This window comes from Rothia dentocariosa ATCC 17931 (assembly GCF_000164695.2).
Lineage (GTDB): Bacteria > Actinomycetota > Actinomycetes > Actinomycetales > Micrococcaceae > Rothia > Rothia dentocariosa.
This window is the reverse complement of the sequence record NC_014643.1, coordinates 1,846,864-1,866,728: the sequence shown is the minus strand read 5'-3', so window position 1 is coordinate 1,866,728 and position 19,865 is coordinate 1,846,864. Positions and strand designations below refer to the sequence as shown.

Annotated in this window: 14 protein-coding genes and 1 pseudogene; all 15 read right to left on the bottom strand. The window is 51.9% G+C overall.

Annotated elements, in window-relative coordinates; translation table 11 throughout:
• Window positions 1-177: 177 nt before the first annotated feature.
• Entirely contained in the window at window positions 178-3,720 is a 3,543-nt protein-coding gene (dnaE, locus tag HMPREF0733_RS08015) for a DNA polymerase III subunit alpha (RefSeq protein ID WP_013398849.1), read from the bottom strand.
• A gap of 56 nt (window positions 3,721-3,776) precedes the next feature.
• Window positions 3,777-4,685, bottom strand: a complete 909-nt coding sequence (locus HMPREF0733_RS08010; protein ID WP_172461401.1) for an RluA family pseudouridine synthase — start codon at window positions 4,683-4,685, stop codon at window positions 3,777-3,779.
• Between the two features lie 66 nt (window positions 4,686-4,751).
• Complete coding sequence (lspA, locus tag HMPREF0733_RS08005; protein WP_013398847.1) at window positions 4,752-5,375, bottom strand: signal peptidase II; 624 nt, start codon at window positions 5,373-5,375, stop codon at window positions 4,752-4,754.
• 170 nt (window positions 5,376-5,545) lie between these two features.
• Window positions 5,546-6,130: a DivIVA domain-containing protein gene (locus tag HMPREF0733_RS08000; protein WP_013398846.1), complete on the bottom strand. Its 585-nt coding sequence runs from the start codon at window positions 6,128-6,130 to the stop codon at window positions 5,546-5,548.
• 274 nt (window positions 6,131-6,404) lie between these two features.
• Window positions 6,405-6,707: a YggT family protein gene (locus HMPREF0733_RS07995; RefSeq protein WP_004004398.1), complete on the bottom strand. Its 303-nt coding sequence runs from the start codon at window positions 6,705-6,707 to the stop codon at window positions 6,405-6,407.
• A gap of 3 nt (window positions 6,708-6,710) precedes the next feature.
• Window positions 6,711-7,022, bottom strand: a pseudogene (locus tag HMPREF0733_RS11460) (cell division protein SepF); the annotation flags it as partial.
• 812 nt (window positions 7,023-7,834) lie between these two features.
• Window positions 7,835-8,656: a YggS family pyridoxal phosphate-dependent enzyme gene (locus tag HMPREF0733_RS07985; protein ID WP_013398844.1), complete on the bottom strand. Its 822-nt coding sequence runs from the start codon at window positions 8,654-8,656 to the stop codon at window positions 7,835-7,837.
• A gap of 54 nt (window positions 8,657-8,710) precedes the next feature.
• The gene (locus tag HMPREF0733_RS07980; protein WP_041321732.1) at window positions 8,711-9,526 is read right to left on the bottom strand and encodes a purine nucleoside phosphorylase YfiH/LACC1 family protein; all 816 of its coding nucleotides are present in this window, start codon (window positions 9,524-9,526) and stop codon (window positions 8,711-8,713) included.
• 94 nt (window positions 9,527-9,620) lie between these two features.
• Complete coding sequence (gene ftsZ / locus HMPREF0733_RS07975; protein WP_004004394.1) at window positions 9,621-10,832, bottom strand: cell division protein FtsZ; 1,212 nt, start codon at window positions 10,830-10,832, stop codon at window positions 9,621-9,623.
• 209 nt (window positions 10,833-11,041) lie between these two features.
• The gene (locus HMPREF0733_RS07970) at window positions 11,042-12,262 is read right to left on the bottom strand and encodes a cell division protein FtsQ/DivIB (RefSeq protein ID WP_244864687.1); all 1,221 of its coding nucleotides are present in this window, start codon (window positions 12,260-12,262) and stop codon (window positions 11,042-11,044) included.
• 2 nt (window positions 12,263-12,264) lie between these two features.
• On the bottom strand, window positions 12,265-13,749 hold the full coding sequence (gene murC / locus HMPREF0733_RS07965; RefSeq protein WP_013398841.1) for a UDP-N-acetylmuramate--L-alanine ligase: 1,485 nt from the start codon (window positions 13,747-13,749) through the stop codon (window positions 12,265-12,267).
• Window positions 13,750-14,844: an undecaprenyldiphospho-muramoylpentapeptide beta-N-acetylglucosaminyltransferase gene (gene murG, locus HMPREF0733_RS07960; RefSeq protein ID WP_004004391.1), complete on the bottom strand. Its 1,095-nt coding sequence runs from the start codon at window positions 14,842-14,844 to the stop codon at window positions 13,750-13,752.
• Between the two features lie 133 nt (window positions 14,845-14,977).
• A complete protein-coding gene (locus tag HMPREF0733_RS07955; protein WP_013398840.1) occupies window positions 14,978-16,954 on the bottom strand; it encodes an FtsW/RodA/SpoVE family cell cycle protein in 1,977 nt (658 codons plus the stop codon).
• A gap of 103 nt (window positions 16,955-17,057) precedes the next feature.
• The gene (gene murD, locus HMPREF0733_RS07950) at window positions 17,058-18,659 is read right to left on the bottom strand and encodes a UDP-N-acetylmuramoyl-L-alanine--D-glutamate ligase (RefSeq protein WP_004004389.1); all 1,602 of its coding nucleotides are present in this window, start codon (window positions 18,657-18,659) and stop codon (window positions 17,058-17,060) included.
• Complete coding sequence (mraY, locus tag HMPREF0733_RS07945; RefSeq protein WP_013398839.1) at window positions 18,659-19,864, bottom strand: phospho-N-acetylmuramoyl-pentapeptide-transferase; 1,206 nt, start codon at window positions 19,862-19,864, stop codon at window positions 18,659-18,661. Before mraY ends, murD begins: the two co-directional genes overlap by 1 nt.
• Window position 19,865 lies beyond the last annotated feature (1 nt).

Sequence of the window (19,865 nt, the reverse complement as noted above, 5' to 3'; positions counted from 1 at the left end):
AGAACCGTCAGAGGCTTGTGTCCATCCTAGCCACGCCCACGATGGTTTAACACCCAGTTTTAGCCCGCCGTGTAGATCTCTGAAGAACTGACCTAACGGTTCGGTAAAGATTATCCAGGGGAATTACCCCTCCTGAATAAGCCTTACCCATACCGCTAGATATTGAGAGCTTCTCCCCTACCGGCGAATGCAGCTGGGACCGAAAATCGTCTTAATCTCACCAAAGAGGCTGGGATTGGGATCAACTCGCACACTCGAATCCAGAAGGACCAGCTGCTCTTTATCGCGAGTGCGCAGGAGCATCCGAACATCCACATTCCCGCGATGATCACGCAGAACGTCCTTCAGCTCTTTAAGACGGTCCTCCGTCACATGGTACTCGGGCACCGAAATCGTAATCGGGGCGCCGCGACCATCATCGCTCAGCTCAAGAATCTGCATTTCCTGAGCACTCATATTCACGCTGCCGTCATCACGCCGCTGAATACGGCCCTTAATAGAACAAATCAGGTCATCTGCCAGGGCGTTGCCCATCGTCTCATATGCACGGGAAAAGAACATGACGGTCAGGGTAGCACCCGATGAGTCCTCAAGCTCTACCGAAGCATACTGATTACCACTCGACTTGGCAATACGCCGCGAAACACTCGTGAGCATGCCCGCGATCGTTACCACTTCGCCGTCGCGAATATGCGAGTCCTCGTCGATAATATCGTGCACAGATGCGGTTGCCGCGTCCGAAAGCGCACGTTCCAGACCGCGCAGCGGATGATCGGAGACGTACAGACCCAGCATTTCACGTTCGAAATTCAGTTTCTCGCGGCGTTCCCAGTCGGGAATATCTGGAACTGTCACCGAAAGATCGTCACCGAGTGCGTCATCCATACCCAGGGAGCCGAAGAGGTCAAACTGGCCTGCTGCCTCTTTGCGCTTTACGGAGACCGCCGCGTCCACTGCCGACTCGTGTACCAGCGAAAGCGAACGGCGAGTATGTTTCAGTTCGTCGAAAGCACCCGCCTTAATCAGCGATTCTATGGTGCGCTTATTACACACAACCAGCGGAACTTTCTTCAGGAAGTCGTTAAAAGACTCAAAGTGCCCCTTCTCTTCGCGGGCTGCAATCATGCCGTCGACCACGTTTGCGCCCACGTTACGAATAGCGCCCATACCGAAACGGATATCCTTCCCCACAGGCGCAAAGGTCAGGGTGGATTCGTTCACATCCGGGGGCAGCACGGTAATACCCATGGCACGGCATTCGTTGAGGTACAGAGCCAGCTTATCCTTGTTATCGCCCACACTCGTTAGCAGAGCCGCCATATATTCCTGCGGATAATGCGCCTTCAAATAGGCGGTCCAGTACGATACCAAACCGTATGCCGCAGTATGGGCTTTGTTGAATGCGTAATCGGAAAACGGAAGCAGAATATCCCACAGAGCCTTAACTGCGCCCTCCGAGTACCCGTTAGAAATCATGCCATCGTGGAAAGCCTCATATTGTTTATCCAGCTCAGCTTTCTTCTTCTTACCCATCGCGCGGCGCAGCAGATCCGCTTCACCCAGCGTATAATTCGCAACCTTCTGGGCGATCGCCATCACCTGCTCCTGATATACGATCAGGCCATAGGTAGTATCAAGAATCTCGGCAAGAGGCTCTTCAAGCTCGGGGTGAATCGGCTGAATCTCTTGCTTACCGTTCTTACGAAGGGCATAGTTCGTATGCGAGTTCGCGCCCATAGGTCCAGGGCGGTACAGGGCAAGCACAGCGGAAATATGCTCGAACTCTTCAGGCTCCATAAGCTTGAGCAGGCTGCGCATTGGACCGCCATCGAGCTGGAATACGCCTAGGGTGTCACCACGCGCCAGTAGGCGGTAGGACTCTTTGTCATCAACCTCTAGGTTTTCAAGGTCTATCTCTATACCGCGGTTCATCTTGACGTTATCTAGTGCGTCAGAAATAATCGTCAAGTTGCGAAGACCCAAGAAGTCCATTTTGATAAGACCCAGACCTTCACAGGTGGGGTAATCAAACTGGGTAATAACCTGTCCATCAGCCTCGCGGCGCATCACAGGAATCACGTCAGTCAGGTTTTTGCTCGACATGATAACGCCCGCGGCGTGCACGCCCCACTGACGTTTCAGACCTTCCAGACCTTTTGCGGTCTCGAAGACTTCGCCGTAAATCTTATCGACCGGATCCTCGATAAGTGCACGCAGATCGCCCGCCTCGGAGTAGCGCTTATCTTCGGGGTTATACACATTGGCAAGTGCAATGTTCTTACCCATAACGTCCGGCGGCATCGCCTTCGTGAGGCGCTCACCTACCGAATAAGGCTGATCCATCACGCGAGAAGCATCTTTGAGCGCCTGCTTCGCCTTAATAGTTCCGAAGGTGACGATCTGTGCAACTTTGTCCTCGCCATATTTCTCGGTCACATAGTCGATCACTTCGGCACGGCGGCGATCGTCAAAGTCCACGTCGAAGTCGGGCATTGACACGCGGTCGGGATTGAGGAAGCGCTCAAAAATCAGATCGTGATTGAGCGGGTTCAGATCGGTAATACGCATGGCGTAGGCGACCATCGAGCCTGCGCCGGAGCCACGCCCTGGGCCCACACGGATACCGTTGTTCTTTGCCCAGTTGATAAAGTCAGCCACCACCAGGAAGTATCCGGGGAATCCCATGGAGGTAATAACGCCTACCTCATATTCCGCTTGTTCACGTACCTTATCGGGCACGCCATTGGGGAATCGGTAGTGCAGTCCTCGTTCAACTTCCTTCACGAACCAGGATTCTTCGTTCTCTCCCTCGGGTACAGGGAAGTTTGGCATATAGTTCGCTTTGGTATTGAACTCGACGTTGCATCGTTCGGCGATTTCAAGAGTGTTTTCGCAGGCACCCGGAACATCGCCGAATATCTGATACATCTCTTCCGGCGAGCGCAGGTAGAAGTTGTCCGCATCGAATTTAAAGCGTTTAGGGTCGGTCAGGGTCGAACCAGACTGCACGCACAAAAGTGCAGCGTGCGCGGTGTGATCTTCTTGGCGAGTGTAGTGCAGATCGTTCGTCGCGACAAACGGCAGGTTGAGTTCCTTGGCCAGACGGTGCAGATCTGCTTGCACATTACGCTCGATATCAAGCCCGTGATCCATGACCTCACAATAGAAGTTATCTTTGCCAAAAATGTCACGGAATTCTGCTGCCGCGGCGACTGCCTCTTGGTACTGCCCCAAACGCAAACGAGTCTGAATTTCTCCGGAAGGACATCCGGTCGTGGCAATGAGCCCTTTAGAGTAGGTTTGCAGTACTTCGCGATCCATACGCGGCTTGTACAGCTGGCCTTCCAGTGAGGCGACAGATGATGCGCGGAAAAGATTGTGCATGCCCTCGGTGGTTTCCGCCCACATAGTCATATGGGTGTATGCACCACCACCGGAAACATCGTCGCGAGAGCCATCGCCCCAGCGCACACGTGAACGGTCGGTACGGTGGGTTCCGGGAGTCAGGTACGCTTCCACACCGATAATGGGTTTAATGTCATTGGCCTTCGCTTGACGCCAAAAGTCGAAAGCACCAAAAAGGAACCCGTGGTCGCTAGTGGCCATAGAGTCCATTCCGAGTTCCCGTGCGTATTGAAAGAGATCGCCTAGGCGGGCAGCGCCGTCCAGCATGGAATATTCGGTATGCACGTGCAGATGCGCGAAGCCCTTCTTAGCCACGTTTTCTCCTCGTTAGCTGTGGTTGTTGGTCTCTTAGTGTGCTGACTGAGTTTTAGTTATGCTCTAGTAATGTTCCCGGTGCGAAGTGCCTCAAGTGCATAGTCTAAATCCTGCGGATAGGGGCTCTCAAATTCAACGCGCTCTCCGGTGGTAGGGTGAGTGAACCCTAGACGATGCGCATGCAGCCACTGCCGGGTCAGGCCAAGTTCGGCGCTAAACCGGGGGTCGGCTCCATAAGTGAGGTCGCCGCAACAGGGGTGCCGTAATGAAGAGAAATGCACACGGATCTGGTGAGTCCGTCCCGTTTCTAAATGCACCTCAACAAGAGAGGCAGACCCGAAAGATTCCAAAGTTTCATAGTAGGTAATAGAAGAACGTCCATCCTCAATAACGGCGAATTTCCATTCATGTCCGGGGTGCCTGCCGATAGGAGCATCAATAGTCCCCATGAGAGGATCCGGCAGTCCTTGTACCAGGGTATGATATACCTTCTCAACGGTACGATCCTTAAAGGCACGTTTAAGCTCGGTATATGCCCGCTCGCTGCGTGCCACCACCATAAGCCCGCTAGTGCCGACGTCCAGCCGATGTACAATCCCCTGACGCTCCGCCGCCCCGGAGGTAGCCACGGTAACGCCTTCTCCCAGAAGAGCCGAAAGAACAGTAGGCCCATGCCACCCGTGAGAAGGATGCGCGGCAACGCCAGCAGGTTTATCGACCACCACAATATCGTCATCGCAATAGACTATGCCGAAGCCATCTACCTTTTCGGGCTGAATATCGGCAAGGTCACGCGGAGCAGGCGCATTCACAAACACAGTCTCGCCCGCAGAAAGTTTATGCGACTTACCGATTTTCAGCTCATTTCCACACTGAACCACACGCACATGCCCGTCGCGAATCCAGCCGGATGCGCGGGTACGCGGTATCTCAAGGGCACCGGCGAGAGCAGCGTCCAATCGCATACCTACTAGAGCCTCAGAAACATCGAACTCGGCGGTTATGCCTGCTGGCGCAACATTATCGGTCAATTATTCCCCTTCGGAGATCTTCTGAGTTTTCACGTGGGTAGATAGTGCGGAAGCCTTCTTCGCAGAGGATTTAGCACGTGTACCGAGCAGCGTTATGCCACGGAAGTTAAGCAGTACGATTAAAGCCATACAAACGCAGATCGCCGAATCGGCAATATTAAAGATGGCAAAGTTAGGCACCGAAATAAAGTCCACCACGTGTCCCATACCGAATCCTGGCTCACGGAAAAGACGATCAAAAAGGTTTCCGAGAACACCGCCCAGCAGCCCTCCAAGGGCAAGGGTCCAGTTCAGAGCCCGCGTCCTTCGGAAGAGGTAAAGGACGGTTACAGCGGCAAGCGCCATAATAACCGTAAATATCCAGGTTGCATTCTCGCCGAGAGAAAAGGCAGCGCCAGAATTCCTGATGGAATACCACCACAGAAGACCATCGATCACGGGGATGCGCTCCCCAATCTGCATCTTGGTAACCACCAGAAGTTTTGTGCCCTGGTCAATGAAAAAAATAGTAAGAGCCGTTAGAATCCCGACTACCCATGCGCCGCGTGATGAGAGTATGCGCGTAACAGATTTATGCGATGCTGTTGAACCAGCGGCAGACGCAGTGGTCTCTTCAGATTCCATGTATCTCCTCGGTGAAGGGCAATGAGCAGGGCGGCGGATGTTGTACCTGAATTCGCCCTCCTCTAGCTTATCTTAAGCCAGGTATAAACAACCGCCCGCAAAGCCAGTAGCAAAGTTCTTCTTGCCACGGATGCGGACGGTGTTTATAAAAAGGTATCGAAGCTTAGAGCTTAGCGAGCATCTGCTTCAAAAGACTTAAGAGTCTTCAGCTCTTCAAGCTGAGAGGTGAGGTGTTCCTGCAACTTCGAACGGTAACGCGACTCAAAACCACGCAGGGATTCCACGGTGATTTCCAAACTGTCACGCTCATCGGTGAGCTTGGAAAGAACCTCATCACGCTGAGAACGTGCAGCTGCCACCAGATCTTTAGCTTCTTTCTCACCCTTAGCAACGAGTTCTGCACGGGTTTTTTCACCCTGAGAGACGTATTCGTCATGGAGTTTCTGGGCCATGGCAAGCAGACCTGCTGCATCCTGAGCGCCGCCAGCAGCAACGGGTGCTGGGGTGCTGGTCTTATCCTGTGCAGCGGACTTAGCCGTTGCGGACGAAGAAGACGTATTGTTGGTCGCCGGAGTTGCCGAACCAGACTGGGCGGCTGCAAGCTTACGCTTGAGGGATTCGTTTTCGGTGTACAGCGCGCGGAGCTCAACAACAAGCTCATCAAGGTAATTATCAACCTCATCGCGGTCGTACCCGGATTCGTTTCTCACAATTTTGAAGCTCTTGTTAATCAGATCTTCGGGGGTGATAGCCACAGCTTATCTCCTTTGGAATAAAGTTATCTGTGAATAGGTTTTGGGATGCCCATAAATTTATTAAATAAACTTACGGTGCTGGCTAGGGTACCGCCCATTATTCTACTCTTCTCTACACTTCAAGACCCGATTTTCCAGGAATTCGGCGCAGAGAACCTCTTACCATCATAGTAAATGTATTTCCTGACGGAAAGTCTGCCTCGCCGTTATTGCTTCATACATCTTTATGCATATCAGAAAAATTTATGCTTTGACCAGGAAATATAACTGTTATTTAGCGTGAAAAAGTTAGTGTCAAAGAGGTCATCACTGACAATAAAAGTCCCACGCCTAAAATCAGAATCAGAAACCCAGTATCAAGGGCGAAATTACCAATACGCAGTGGCGGTACAACCTTGCGAAGCTGGTTCATAGGCCAGTCCGTCAGAGCATACACTCCAGAGGCGCACAGCAGGGCAATCCCTCGCGGACGCCACCCCGGCACAAAGACACGCACCCAGTCCAGAAGCATCCGCAAGAGCAACCCAATGTACAGAATGTGCAGGGCTATGGTAATGATGGCGAAGATGTACCCCATGCATTACCCCTGGTCAAAAGGAAACGGACCCTCAGCCTCAAAAGCGCCCGGTGCCGGAGTCGTGTCAGCCCCCAGTACCTCTAGGTTTTCGGGGGTTAGCAAGAATACCTGCCCGGTCACACGTTCAATGCGACCTGAGAGCCCGAATGCGAGTCCGGAGGCAAAGTCCACAAGACGTTTAGCATCCGAATCGCTCATTTCAGCGACATTCATAATCACAGGAATATTCTCACGAAACGCTTCACCAATAATTTTGGCGTCGTTGTATGAGCGGGGGTGGATTGTTGTAATGCGGCGCAATTCGTCCTCATCTTCCTCGTAGGGGTATCCGGCACCAAGACCCTCGTCAATGCCGTAAGAGTTCACATCAAGCTCATGAACTTGATCGTAGCCGGAGGAAGGGTAGGGGTACTCGTCGGTCTCGTAGTGATTTTGCACCTGGTATTCCTCTCGGTTAGTTTTCTGTTCCCGGTGTGGGATTGGCGTGTAAGTCGCGGCAAACTGGTTGGTTTCTTGCCGCTGAGCTGAAGTTTGATAAGCAGACGATGCCGTAATCGCTTCTGATTCTACAGATAGTGGCTCCGCAGCGCCCGTTGCCTGTGGCATAGCTGCGGTATCAGGGTTAGCAGATGCTGGTGTGGGTAATGCATTCAGCCGGATTCCAGGTGATGGAGCGGGAGTTTCAGTGGAAGGAATAGATGCCTCATCCGTCGAATCATGACTATGGACATCCTGCATACCTTCCGATAATTCTTCAGTTTCCGACCCATAACGAGTCACGCCGAAGAAAGAACCGAGGCTATTGGCAAGTTTGCCACCGCCTTGTTTCGCCATTCTTTACTCTCGTTTCGCAGTCGTACATTCACATATATGCGGGAGATTCGCTCCACCGATACCTGAGATTCTAACGTGGGAAATAGCACCGCACATGCTGTCGGTTCGACACCGATTATATATGTTCACAGAGAATTTTGGGGGTATTCCCACGGGCTTTATTGACGATGATGCATATTCTTAAAGACGACGTCAACCATCCCTCACAGGTGTACATTCTACCAGCGCTTGAAAATCCTATCAGCGTATTTCTCATCTGCTGCATGCCTTGCACAACAAAACCTGGTAAAAATCTAGGGGTAATCTCGCTTCCCCATGATGTCGCTTCCTACCCGCACACACGTAGACCCCCAGCGAATAGCGGCTTCTAAATCTGCACTCATACCCGCCGAAATCTGATCTGCATGCGGAAACTCGGCGCGCAGGCCCTGCGCCAATTCCCAGAGTTTTTCAAAGGATTCGTCGGGGTTCGCACCCAGTGGCGCCACCGCCATAATACCCCCACAGCGTAATTCTTCTTGAGCTTCGATACGCTCAGCAAGCTCTAAAATCTCGTCTTGGTCCGTTCCACCACGCGCCCCTTCCGATGCATGTCCGGCCGTTGCCTGCGCTTCAAGCGAAACCTGAATCAGACATTCTAGAGCTCCTTGGGATAGAGCCGCTGGGGCATCCTGCTCCCCCGCCTCATAGCGAGCTACTTGGTTGCGATAGGCTTTTGCTAAAGAATCAATCAGAGACGAACGATCTACGGACTGTACCTGATGGGCATATTTTACGACGGACTTTGCCTTATTCGTTTGCAACTGCCCAATAAACGTCCAGTAAGCGGGGTCGGCAGGTTTTTCGATGGCTCGAAGAGCACGAGCTTTAGGAGCCGCCTCTTGATCACGGTTCTCACCAAAAATACGTACCCCCTGGGTGTAAAGCGCTGCTACATCAGAGGCAGGGAAAAACTTGGTCACGGTGACAAGGCGAACTGTAGGGCTATGCTCGGTGCGCACACCACTGGTATCGGCTTCAGCATCGCGGACGCGCGCCATAACCCGTGCGTAGTTATCCGCAAGCTGCTGCGCGCGTTCCGAGGTGTACGTCAATGTCTGTTCTTCGCTCATCATCAGTCCCCTTTACCGATATACCCTCATACTCAGCTCTTCTTCGATTTTAAGATCTTAGGAAGGTTTCGTCACCCATACGAGCCCAGCGATACGTCCGGGTGCTTCACCTCGATTCATAAATCCTCGATGCGAAAAAAGACTGGTGCTTTCATAAGTGCAGGCTGCCAAGTCGGTAGAAACCTCTATCTTCAGCTTATTCAAGAGAGCAATCGCTCCCGCTGGCAAATCTAAAGCCGGTGTTCCTTGGCTTGTCTGAGCGTACGTTTCAGGAATCTGCTGTGTCGCATGTTCGCGCATATCTTCAGGTATCTCATAGCAGCTTCCGCATATACTAGGCCCTAACCACGCGTGAATCTGTGTTGCGCCCTGCTCTCGCATCGTCGCAACTGTGCGTTGAATAACTCCTGCAAGTAGCCCAGGACGCCCTGCATGTGCCACAGCAATAATGGGCACGTCATGTGGGGTAGGTTTCTCTCCCACGAACACGAGTGGAATGCAGTCAGCAACCATAATAGCTAGAGGCTGACCTGTTGTACTGTAGGCAGCATCTGCTTGCGGAGCCTGCTCGCGTAATTGATCGGCACGTTTCAACGTATATGCTCCACGCTCGTCATTCGGAGAAATCTGTGTACTCAGAATATGATCGGCGCATACAATATCTGCACCGTGTACTTGATTGAGGTAGAGGAAAGGAGCCGAACCGCAGAGACTTTGTACATCAGCACGGTTTTTCAGCGTTGCGGTATGGGACTCGCCCGCATTAACATGAAGCCCCAAATTACCGGCCGACCGTGAAGTAAATCCGATATGCACGGTATATGGGCCGCTGGTATAAGTTCCTGTGGAGTAGAACGGGTTGAGGGTACTCATGGTTCTTTCTGCTGTCATAAGGTCAAAGCATACACAAAGGAGCCAGGACGTATATGTCCTTGGCTCCCTTATGTCTAAAAAGGATGTGTGCGACTTACTTCAAGAAGTCGGGCACATCGAGGGTATCGCGCCGCGCCGGGGACTCTTCCACGACGGGCGGTAGATCAACATCAAAGCCAGCCGCGGCAGGAACATCATTCTGCTGAGTACCATTCTGCGCACCGCCGAAACCATATCCGGTTGATGCGGGAGCTGCAGGAGCGGCCTGCGCAGAGCCGCCGAATGCCTGCTGAGTACGCTGCGCCTGAGCATTTGCCGAAGCTGAACTGTTAGCGTTGGTGTTAGTCTCAGGATTGACAGCGTCAAATCCAGCGGCAATAACGGTCACACGTGCTTCATCACCCAAGGCGTCATCAATCACAGCACCGAAGATAATATTTGCGTCAGGATGTGCGACTTCCTGGACCAGGCGTGCAGCCTCATTAATCTCAAATAGACCGAGATCGGAACCGCCCTGAATGGAGAGGAGTACACCGTGTGCCCCATCAATGGATGCTTCCAAAAGTGGGGATGCGATAGCGAGCTCGGCGGCTTTAACAGCGCGGTCTTCACCAGCGGCAGAGCCAATGCCCATCAGAGCCGAACCAGCCCCCTGCATAACAGACTTAACATCTGCAAAGTCAAGGTTGATCAGACCCGGAGTAGTAATCAGGTCGGTAATACCCTGCACACCGGAGAGAAGAACCTGATCTGCCGATTTGAAGGCGTCAAGCATCGAAACGTTGCGATCAGAGATAGAGAGCAAACGATCGTTCGGAATCACAATGAGGGTATCTACTTCATCACGAAGTGCAGCAATGCCGGTTTCTGCCTGGTTCGAACGGCGACGACCTTCAAAGGTAAAGGGACGAGTTACCACGCCGATCGTGAGGGCACCCAAAGAGCGTGCAATACGTGCTACAACGGGAGCACCGCCGGTACCGGTGCCGCCACCTTCACCTGCAGTCACGAAGACCATGTCTGCGCCCTTGATAACCTCTTCGATTTCCTGGGCGTGGTCTTCAGCAGCCTGACGACCGACCTCGGGGTTTGCGCCCGCTCCGAGACCGCGAGTTAGTTCACGACCAACATCAAGTTTGACGTCAGCGTCAGACATCAAAAGTGCCTGAGCATCTGTGTTAATAGCGATGAATTCTACGCCTCGCAGGCCAACCTCGATCATACGGTTGACTGCGTTGACGCCACCGCCACCGATACCGACGACTTTGATGACTGCCAAGTAGTTCTGGGGAGTTCCAGCGTCCATTTATCCCTCGATTATTTCGTGTAAATCTCTAGAAAAAACCAAAGGTTCAAGTAGAACCTTAGTCTTCCTAACCTCATAGTGACTTTATCTGCAAGGATACCAACAGTTTCACCAGGTTCCTAGTTGCCTGAGGTATTTGACGTGTATTATTTATAGATTTTTATAAAAAATCTATCTTTTTACCCGATGCTTAACCATAAGGTTAAAGGCTAACGAGTAACCGGAACACGCGGCGAAGAAACATCATAAGTGTTTACTTTATTAGTAGCTTGTCCTTGTTGTGCGGTTTTTGACTGGTCCTCATGTACCGCCTCCATCAGTTTGGTTAAAACCTTAGCTTTAAGGTCACTCTCTTCAGCTGTACCCCACTGTACGACAACCCCATCCTTCAAGGTTAAGTTAATATTTGAGGTTGAGCTTGCCCGTGCCTCCTTCACCTGTGTCAGGATTGACGAGGGCAAAGCAGAGAGCACATTTGCAACCGTGCGGAAGGCCGCAGAGTCCTGGGGAGCTTCCTGTCCAACATCGACAAGCGGAACATTGATTCCATCAGCATTCTCAACTTCACGAAGTTTGATTCCCTCACTATCAACAACCATATATTTCCCGTCCTGATGAATGACGGCAACAGGGGTACGCTCTTTGAGGTTTACAACTAGTTCATGCGGAGGATGCGCCTCAATCTGCACGCCGCGCAGTACATGCTCCTGGTCGATAAGTTCACGCACCTTCTGATCATTAATACGAGTCAGCGGCGTGCCCTTGAGTGGTTCCAGTTTCTGCTCAACCTGCACGCTATCCAATAGCGAAGCGCCTTCAACTCGAATAGTCTGAACAGAGAGCAGCGGAGAATAAAAGACCAAACCGATATATAGAAGCACAGCAAGCATAAACGCACCAACGCCATAAAGGATTTTCCGCAAGCGAGTGAGCGGACGTCGGCGCTTCGAAGTCTGACTCTTACTTTGGTCTTCTGCCAAAAGCCCGTCGAGCCCAGGGTCATTGCGTAATTGGGCGATACGCCCCTGCTCTTCGCGGATCTCCTGTTCCCGCGCTATCTCGGTTTGGCGTTCCTTCTCACGTTCACGACGCCATCGGCCAAAGGTACTAGACGTAGATTTCGCCGATTGTGAATCCAACTCATCCGGTTCAGATTCCCCTGCATCCAGACGTATATCACGGTCCTTGAGCTCTGAAGATTCAGAATACGTTGCACGGGAAGAACCCGTCTGGCTCTTACTTTCGGTATGAGTTTCTTGCTCAACAGGATTCGTCTGGTTCTGAGGGCTCATACCTTCAAAAGATTTTGACGTATCTTCAGCAGGTTTAGCTTTCTTTTTGCCGCGAACAACCGGTAACTTCGGAGTACGTATCGGCGAGGTTGCAAACGCTTCCGTGCCCGGTTTTCGCTTTTGACGTCCTTTAGCCACTATTACTCCTTAAGGTAACGGGCATGTAGCTCATGCAGAATACGCTCTCCTAATGCGGTAACATCACCTGCACCAATGGTCATAATAATATCGCCTGGAACAGCACACATAGCAATATCTTCAATGGCTGCAGCTGCATCCGACGCATAATGCACCTCAGAAAATCCAGCACCGGTGATAAGTTCACTCGTGACTCCCTCAATCGGAAGTTCCCGGGCAGGATAAATATCCAGTACATACGAACGATCAGCCTTCGAAAGAGCCTGCGCGAAATCGGCGGCAAATTCTTGGGTGCGTGAGAACAGATGCGGCTGGAAAACCACATAGAGGTTATGCCCATCGGCAACCGTGCGGCCGGTCTCAAGTGCACGGAATACCTCTGTTGGGTGATGAGCATAATCGTCAAAGACTTTAATACCCGCTACGTCACCACGCAGAGTAAAACGTCGATCTGCTCCTCCGAAGCCGTATAACGCGGCGGCCGCGTCCTCAGGTTGTGCTCCAGCGAGAAGAGCGGTAATAAAAGCTGCCGCTGCGTTCAACTGATTGTGAATACCGGGTACCCGCAGCTGAGCATCCTGTTCGCCTTCGTAATGTTTACTCGCGCACTCGAAAGACCAGCGCAGTGTTGCCGAAGACTCCGAGCCGTGGCTCGTAATGCGTGAAACCCGTAGATCAGCCTCAGTAGACTGGCCGTAAGTTACCACTTCAATCCCAGCATCGCGCGCACGTTCTGCAAGCGCACGAGCGCCTTCATCATCCCAGCATGTCACCAAGACGCCACCAGGGACCATAGAGGCAACAAAACGGTTAAACGCCTCATACACGCGTTCGGGAGTTTCGTAGAAATCCAAGTGGTCAGGTTCAACGTTGGTAACCACTGCGATCGCAGGCTGGTAGCGCACAAAAGACCCATCGGATTCGTCAGCCTCTGCTACAAACCAAGAGCCTTCACCAGTGGCCCCCAATCGCGCGTTGCTGCCGTATCCTGCAATAACTGTTCCTACCGCGAAAGACGGGTGAAACCCTAACTTATCCAGCATGACGGCAATCATGGAACTGGTTGTGCTCTTACCATGCGTGCCAGCAACCGCTACAACCTGTGATGCTCCCATAGCGGCAGCCAAAGCCTCAGAGCGGTGCAATACCCGAAGGTTCTGAGCACGAGCCGCAATCAGTTCGGGGTTATCTTCGTGAATGGCCGTTGAGATAACAACGGTATCAATATCGTGAATATTCGCAGCATCTTGGGGAGTATAAACACGAGCGCCCGCTTCACGTAAAGCCTGAATAGTCGCCGTTTCTGCTCGGTCAGAGCCGCTTACGGGAATACCAGCTTTCAGCATCAACGTTGCAATAGCACTCATACCGGCACCGCCGATCCCTACAAAATGCACACGTCCCAACTCCTGCAGAGATGCGCGCGCGGGAAACGGCGGGTTCAGGGGCTCAGGAAGCACCATGTTAAGGTTCATCAGTTCGGACATTTATTTAACCACCTTCAGGGTTGCCTCAGCCATAACATGTGCGGCATCACGAATGCCCAATTTATATGCTCGACGACCCATTTCTTTTAACTTCTGAGCATCAGCCATCAACGATGGAATTTCACGGGCAAACCACGCCCCGGTCATTTTCTTATCTTCGATGAGAAGCGCGGCTTCTGCCATAACCAGAGAACGAGCATTGAGACTTTGTTCACCATTACCAAACGGGAGCGGAACAAAAATTGCGGGTACACCCACCGCAGCAACTTCGCTTACGGTTGCGGCTCCAGCACGGACTATCAAAAGATCGGCTGCGGCATAAACATCCTGCATGCCGTGACTAAACTCAATCTGACGATAATTTGGGGCTGTAACGGGCTCGCCTGAATCATCCACAATAGCTTTGCCTTTACCAGTAATATGCAAAACCTGAAAACCCCAGTCCTCAAAATTCGTAATGTTCTCAGCGACGGCGTTATTAAGGCTTTGTGCGCCTAAGGAACCGCCCGTCACAATCAGAACAGGCTTATCAGGGTCAAGACCTAGAGTATGCCTCGCCTGTGCTCGTGCCGCTCGACGGTTCAGATGCGCGATCTCATCTTTCATGGGCATACCCACAAGTTTGGCGCGAGGGAAAGGGGTGTTGGAGAAAGCCACACCCACAAACTTCGCTAGAGGACCACCCAGTTTATTCGCCAGACCGGGCTTTGCATTAGCCTCGTGAATAACAACAGGAATGCGGGAGAAAAAAGCGGCAAGATATGCTGGCGGACACACATAACCACCTACGCCTACTACAACATCTGCATTCGCATCTTTGAGAATTTTACGGGTTTGCGAAATCGCTTTTGCGAATCTTGGTAAAAAGGTTAATGCGTTAAGCGATAGACTTCGGGGGAAAGCTACACGCGGAATAAACTCAATATCAAATCCAGCTTCAGGAACTAATTGAGCTTCCATCTTATCCTTGGTGCCAAGAGTCAGAATATTAGCTTCCGGCTCAATCCGGCGGATTTCGCGTGCTATAGCAAGCATCGGGTTAATATGACCAGCGGTGCCGCCGCCAGCGAGAACCACAGAGGGTGCCTTAGACATAGATAATAACTCCCAACAAATACATTCACCTCATTTTACGACATAGCAGGACTAACCCCGTAGTGAAAGAATATGAAGTCGGGTATATACCCACGTCCCGAGCCTGGTATTCCTCCTTTCCCTATTTCAGAGGCTATGAGCGTGAACCACCCTGGCCAGGTTTACGGCCTCGCGGGTTCTGCTGACTCTGTGAAGGCTGCTGCCGACGTATCTGACGTGATGTTCCCGCAGAAGGCTGCCCTGAAGAAGATGTTTGGGAACCCGGTTGAGGGTGCAAAGGTCGCAACCCGGCTGGCAAACGTCCCGATGACGAAGAACGGTGACGCGCTCGATTGGCGTTTGTGCGCTTTTGCAGGTTCTGCAGGGGAATTGTGTCTTCATGGTCTGCAGGGGTTGACCGTTGCTTGCCCTGCGAGGGGCGAGATGCAGGATGCGCATCTCCCTTACGGCGCAATTGAGGAACCCGTTCATGGGTATGCAATCCATTTGGATGTTCCTCTTGGAACCGCTGCTCACGAAGTCGCTGCCGTTCACGCTGAATACGCTGCTCTTCATGAGCGAGAGCTTCCTGATGCTCCGCCTCACGGCGACGCTCAGCAGCACGATCGGCACGTGCTTGAGCGCGCTGCTCATACGTCTTGCGAGTATGCTCACGCTGTCGCTGGGTTATGCCCAACCAGGATGGCAGTTCTTTAACTCTACGCAGTAAGCCCCCACCCCAGTAATCTTTACCAAGAGCTCCACCGGCTTCTTGCAGTTGAAGCCGCTCATCTTCAACGATGGCTTGAAGAGACAGTCGTCGCTTCCAGTCTTCATTAGCGCGTCGCACTTCGCGAGGTGTCTGTTTCGTTAAATCGGCGGCCGGTATGGGCCCACCTACAAGTGGAGTTTGCCGCGCAAAAGCATAGAGCATACCTGCGGCAAGCATTGATGAAATCAAGGATGAACCGCCGTATGAAATAAAGGGAAGCGGCACACCAATCACGGGAAGAATACCGGAAACCATCGCCATATTCACAATAGCCTGAGTGGAAAGCCATGCGATAATACCGCCCGTTGCAATACGAATAAACGGGTCTGCGGTTCGGGCGATAATGCGTAACGCACAATAGATCAGGCCCAGGTACAAAAGCACTACGGTAAGCGTGCCCAAAAGCCCCAGTTCCTCGCCGATAATGGCGAAAATGTAATCGTTATGTGCTTCGGGCAAATAGTTATACTTCTGGCGGGATTGTCCTAGACCAACGCCCCAGAACCCACCGGTTGCCAACGCAACCCCGCCAGCCTGAGATTGATCACAGACAGAACCGGTGCACACACCGAGAACACTCATCAGTCGTTCACGACGGTTTGAACTCGAAATTGACCCCACTACGGCACTCACGATCAGAATAATCGAAAGCCATACCATAGTCTTACGGTTTGCGCCCGCAATATATACCATGCCCAAGAAGATAAAGGCGTAGACGATCACGGTACCGAGATCTTTACCTGCCAGAATAAGCAGCATCAAAGGCAAGAGTCCAAAAAGTGCGGGAAAAATTGCACGAGATGTCTTCTCTTTGAGTTTACTGCCCTGCCGAGTCATGACCATCGCTATCCACAGCACAATAGCGAGTTTAGAGAACTCCGAAGGCTGAATCTGAATGCCGCTGAACCTAATCCAGTTACGGTTGCCATTAATATCGGTACCAATAGCAAGAACGGCAATCTGGGCAAGAATCGCCAGGGTTAAGAGGATATTAACGACCCACATTTTGCGGTACCGCTGTACTTTCAATACTGCTATAGCCCCTAATGCAGCGGCGCCTAGAGCGGCAAACATTACCTGACGGGTTACCTGTGAGAAAGGGGACATTCCCTGTGAAATCATGCTCACAGATGATGCAGACAGTACCATGATCACGCCAAAAACTGTGAGACCAGCGCATACTAAAAGAATCAGTCGCGGCACATCCGCTAAATCGCGCGATGCGGAACGCTTATAAAGAGACGAGATAGCGTTATGCAGAAAAGAACCGAGCCTCGTTGAGCCGTTCCTGCCCTGGCGCTGTGCATGACTTACGCCTCCACGGGTCGACGAGTGAGTCTGACCGGGTGCATTACTCATGCGTTCTCCTCTTCTGTGTCTTAACACGACAAACTCAATAGATTTTTTCCTACAGCAGAAAAGTCTACACGGCGTTTATCGTTTCAGAGCAATCAATATGCCTTCAGATACCGACAATATGAGATTTGACCGCATCCACAAAAGCGTTACCACGAACGGCATAATTGTTAAATTGATCCATCGAAGCAGCGGCAGGCGCCATGAGTACTGTATCACCCTCAGCGGCTAGCTCTTCTGCTTTGACTACGGCAGCTTCCATAACAGTAACCCCGTCAGAGGGATCATTCGCCGAAGCCGTCATATTATAGGTAGGAACATGGCTTGCATACTTCGCCAAAGATGTTTTAAGTCCCGCCGTATCAGTGCCAATGATTAATACTGCTTTCAAACGTGAAGCATGCTGAGCTATAAGATCATCATACTCCACCCCTTTAGAAAGACCTCCAGCAATCCAAATCAGCGAAGGATAAGCGCTCATTGAAGCGTTAGCGGCGTGTGGGTTAGTAGCCTTAGAATCGTTGACCCACTGGATTCCATCGCGGTAAAGCACCGTCTGATTACGATGCGCACCAGGCTTATAAGAACGCAGTCCATCCCGCACAGCCTCAGGAGCAATATTTGCAGCACGACATAATGCGGCAGCGGCTAGCGCATTCTCCACGGTGTGCTGTGCGGGAGCTTGACCGGGAACGGGCGCTAAATCTTCAAGAACACCAAGCTCAAGTGCCTCGCTGTATCGATTCTTCAAAAACGCACGGTCAACAATAATGTTTTCCGCCAAGCCCAACATGGAGACTGAGGGGATCTCGGTTGAGCTAATACCGATGGCACGGGCACCTTCTATAACGTCTGCTTCTTCGACCATACGCAAAGTATCAGCATGATCGGTATTGAAAATACACGCTGCCTGAGTATTTTCGTACACACGTGCTTTATCGGCCTTGTAAGCCTCAAAGGAACCGTGCCAATCGACGTGATCTTCCGCTACGTTAAGCACCACGGAAGCGTATGGCGATAGTGAAGAAGTCCAATGCAGCTGAAAGCTCGAAAGCTCTACCGCAAAAAATTCATAGGGTTCATCGTCGGCAACAGCGTAGACTGCTGGCATGCCCACGTTCCCAACCTGCAGAGATTTTTTACCGGCTGCTTTAAGAATCGAATCGACCATGCCCACGGTCGTAGTTTTCCCATTGGTTCCCGTCAGGCACAGCCACTTTGGAGTAACCCGACCTTGACGTTGATTCAGACGCCATGCCAGTTCGATTTCACTCCAAATTTGGATACCCCGTTCATAAGCATCGAGCATGACCAGGCTATCTGGACGAATTCCTGGCGAAGTCACGATAACATCCGGGTCTTGATCATCGACACGAGGCACACATTCCATGTATTCCTCACCAAATAAACCCGCCACGTTTCCATAGGCCTCTTGGTAAATTCGGATGCGCTCTCGCTTTTCTTGCGTATCCTGCGCATCAATAGCGGTAATGTGGGCACCTTTCTGGGCCAGCACATCCACTGCAGCATCGCCGCTGGTGCCGAGGCCTATCACGACAACCTTCAGCCCCGCCCAAGGCCCGTCCCAGGTAGTGAGCTCAGCAAGCCGAGGATTATTGACGACTGGATTGACAGCGATAGCATCTGCATATTGGGCACGCTGTGCCTGATACTTGGAGGCCCGCTGCGAGTTCTTAGCGTCAGGCATTAGTGAATCACTCCAGACGTCTGTGAGAACCAATCTCCAAAGAAAATTGCAAGAGCAACCAGCACACAAAGCGCATTTGCAATCCACAGACGGAATACCGAGTTCACTTCACCACTGCTGACAGAGCCGGGGACAAGACCCTTCTTATCTATGGAGTATCTTCCGTTTGCACCGGTTTTCTCAAGATGATGGTGGAAAGGAGTCATGCGGAAGAAACGGTAGGCATGAGGAATTTTATCGCCAACAGATACAGAACGTTTACGGCTAACTTTGAAGACAACTTTCTGCACAATCACCGAAAACACTTCCAGAACCGGCACAAGCGCGATAATGGGAAGCAGGAGCTCGGTACGGGTGAAAATAGCGAAGGAGACCAGTGCACCCCCCAAAGCAAGAGAACCAGAGTCTCCCATAAAGATTTGTGCCTTAGAAACGTTCCACCATAGGAACCCGGCGAGGGAACCAACAAGTGCGGCTGCAATAAGTGCCAGCGACCCTGGATCCCGCACATCATAGCATGCATTTCCCGCCCCACCGCTGCAGGCATGTACGTATTGCCAGATAGTCATGGCAAGGTATCCAGTAAAGATGGTCATCGTTGCGCCACCCGCAAGTCCATCGAGACCATCAGTGAAATTCACGGCGTTAGTGCCCGAAAGAGAAATCAGGGTAATCCACAACACCATGAGGATAGTACCGCCTATAGCCCCAGCAGCCATGAAGTCGAACGAAAGATCACGCACAAACGAAATCGCCGTCGAGGCGGGGGTCACTCCCGCCGCATTAGGAAATTGAAACACCAAATACGCAAAAGGAAGAGTCACCGCCAGCAGACCAATAGTCTTCTGGTTCTCGGTAAGTCCTTCGTTCCCCTGGTTGCGGAACTTCATAATATCGTCGGCGGCACCGACTCCGAGCATTCCTAGTGTAAACCCGAGGGTCAATAAAGCCGTCGCACTAGGAACCGGCGAGGTTCCAAAAACCGCAGCGTTAATCAGCAACGCAAGCAAGTAGGCAACAACGGCGGCTGGGATAAAAATAAGACCTGCCATCGTGGGCGTCCCCGCCTTATGCTGATGCGCGGCGGGGCCTTCTTCACGAATCAGCTGCCCCAACTTGAGCTTCTGCATCTGCTTGATGAAGAGCGGTATTGCTGAGAAGGAGATAATAAACCCTAGGATTCCAGCAATAAGCACAGTAATCATG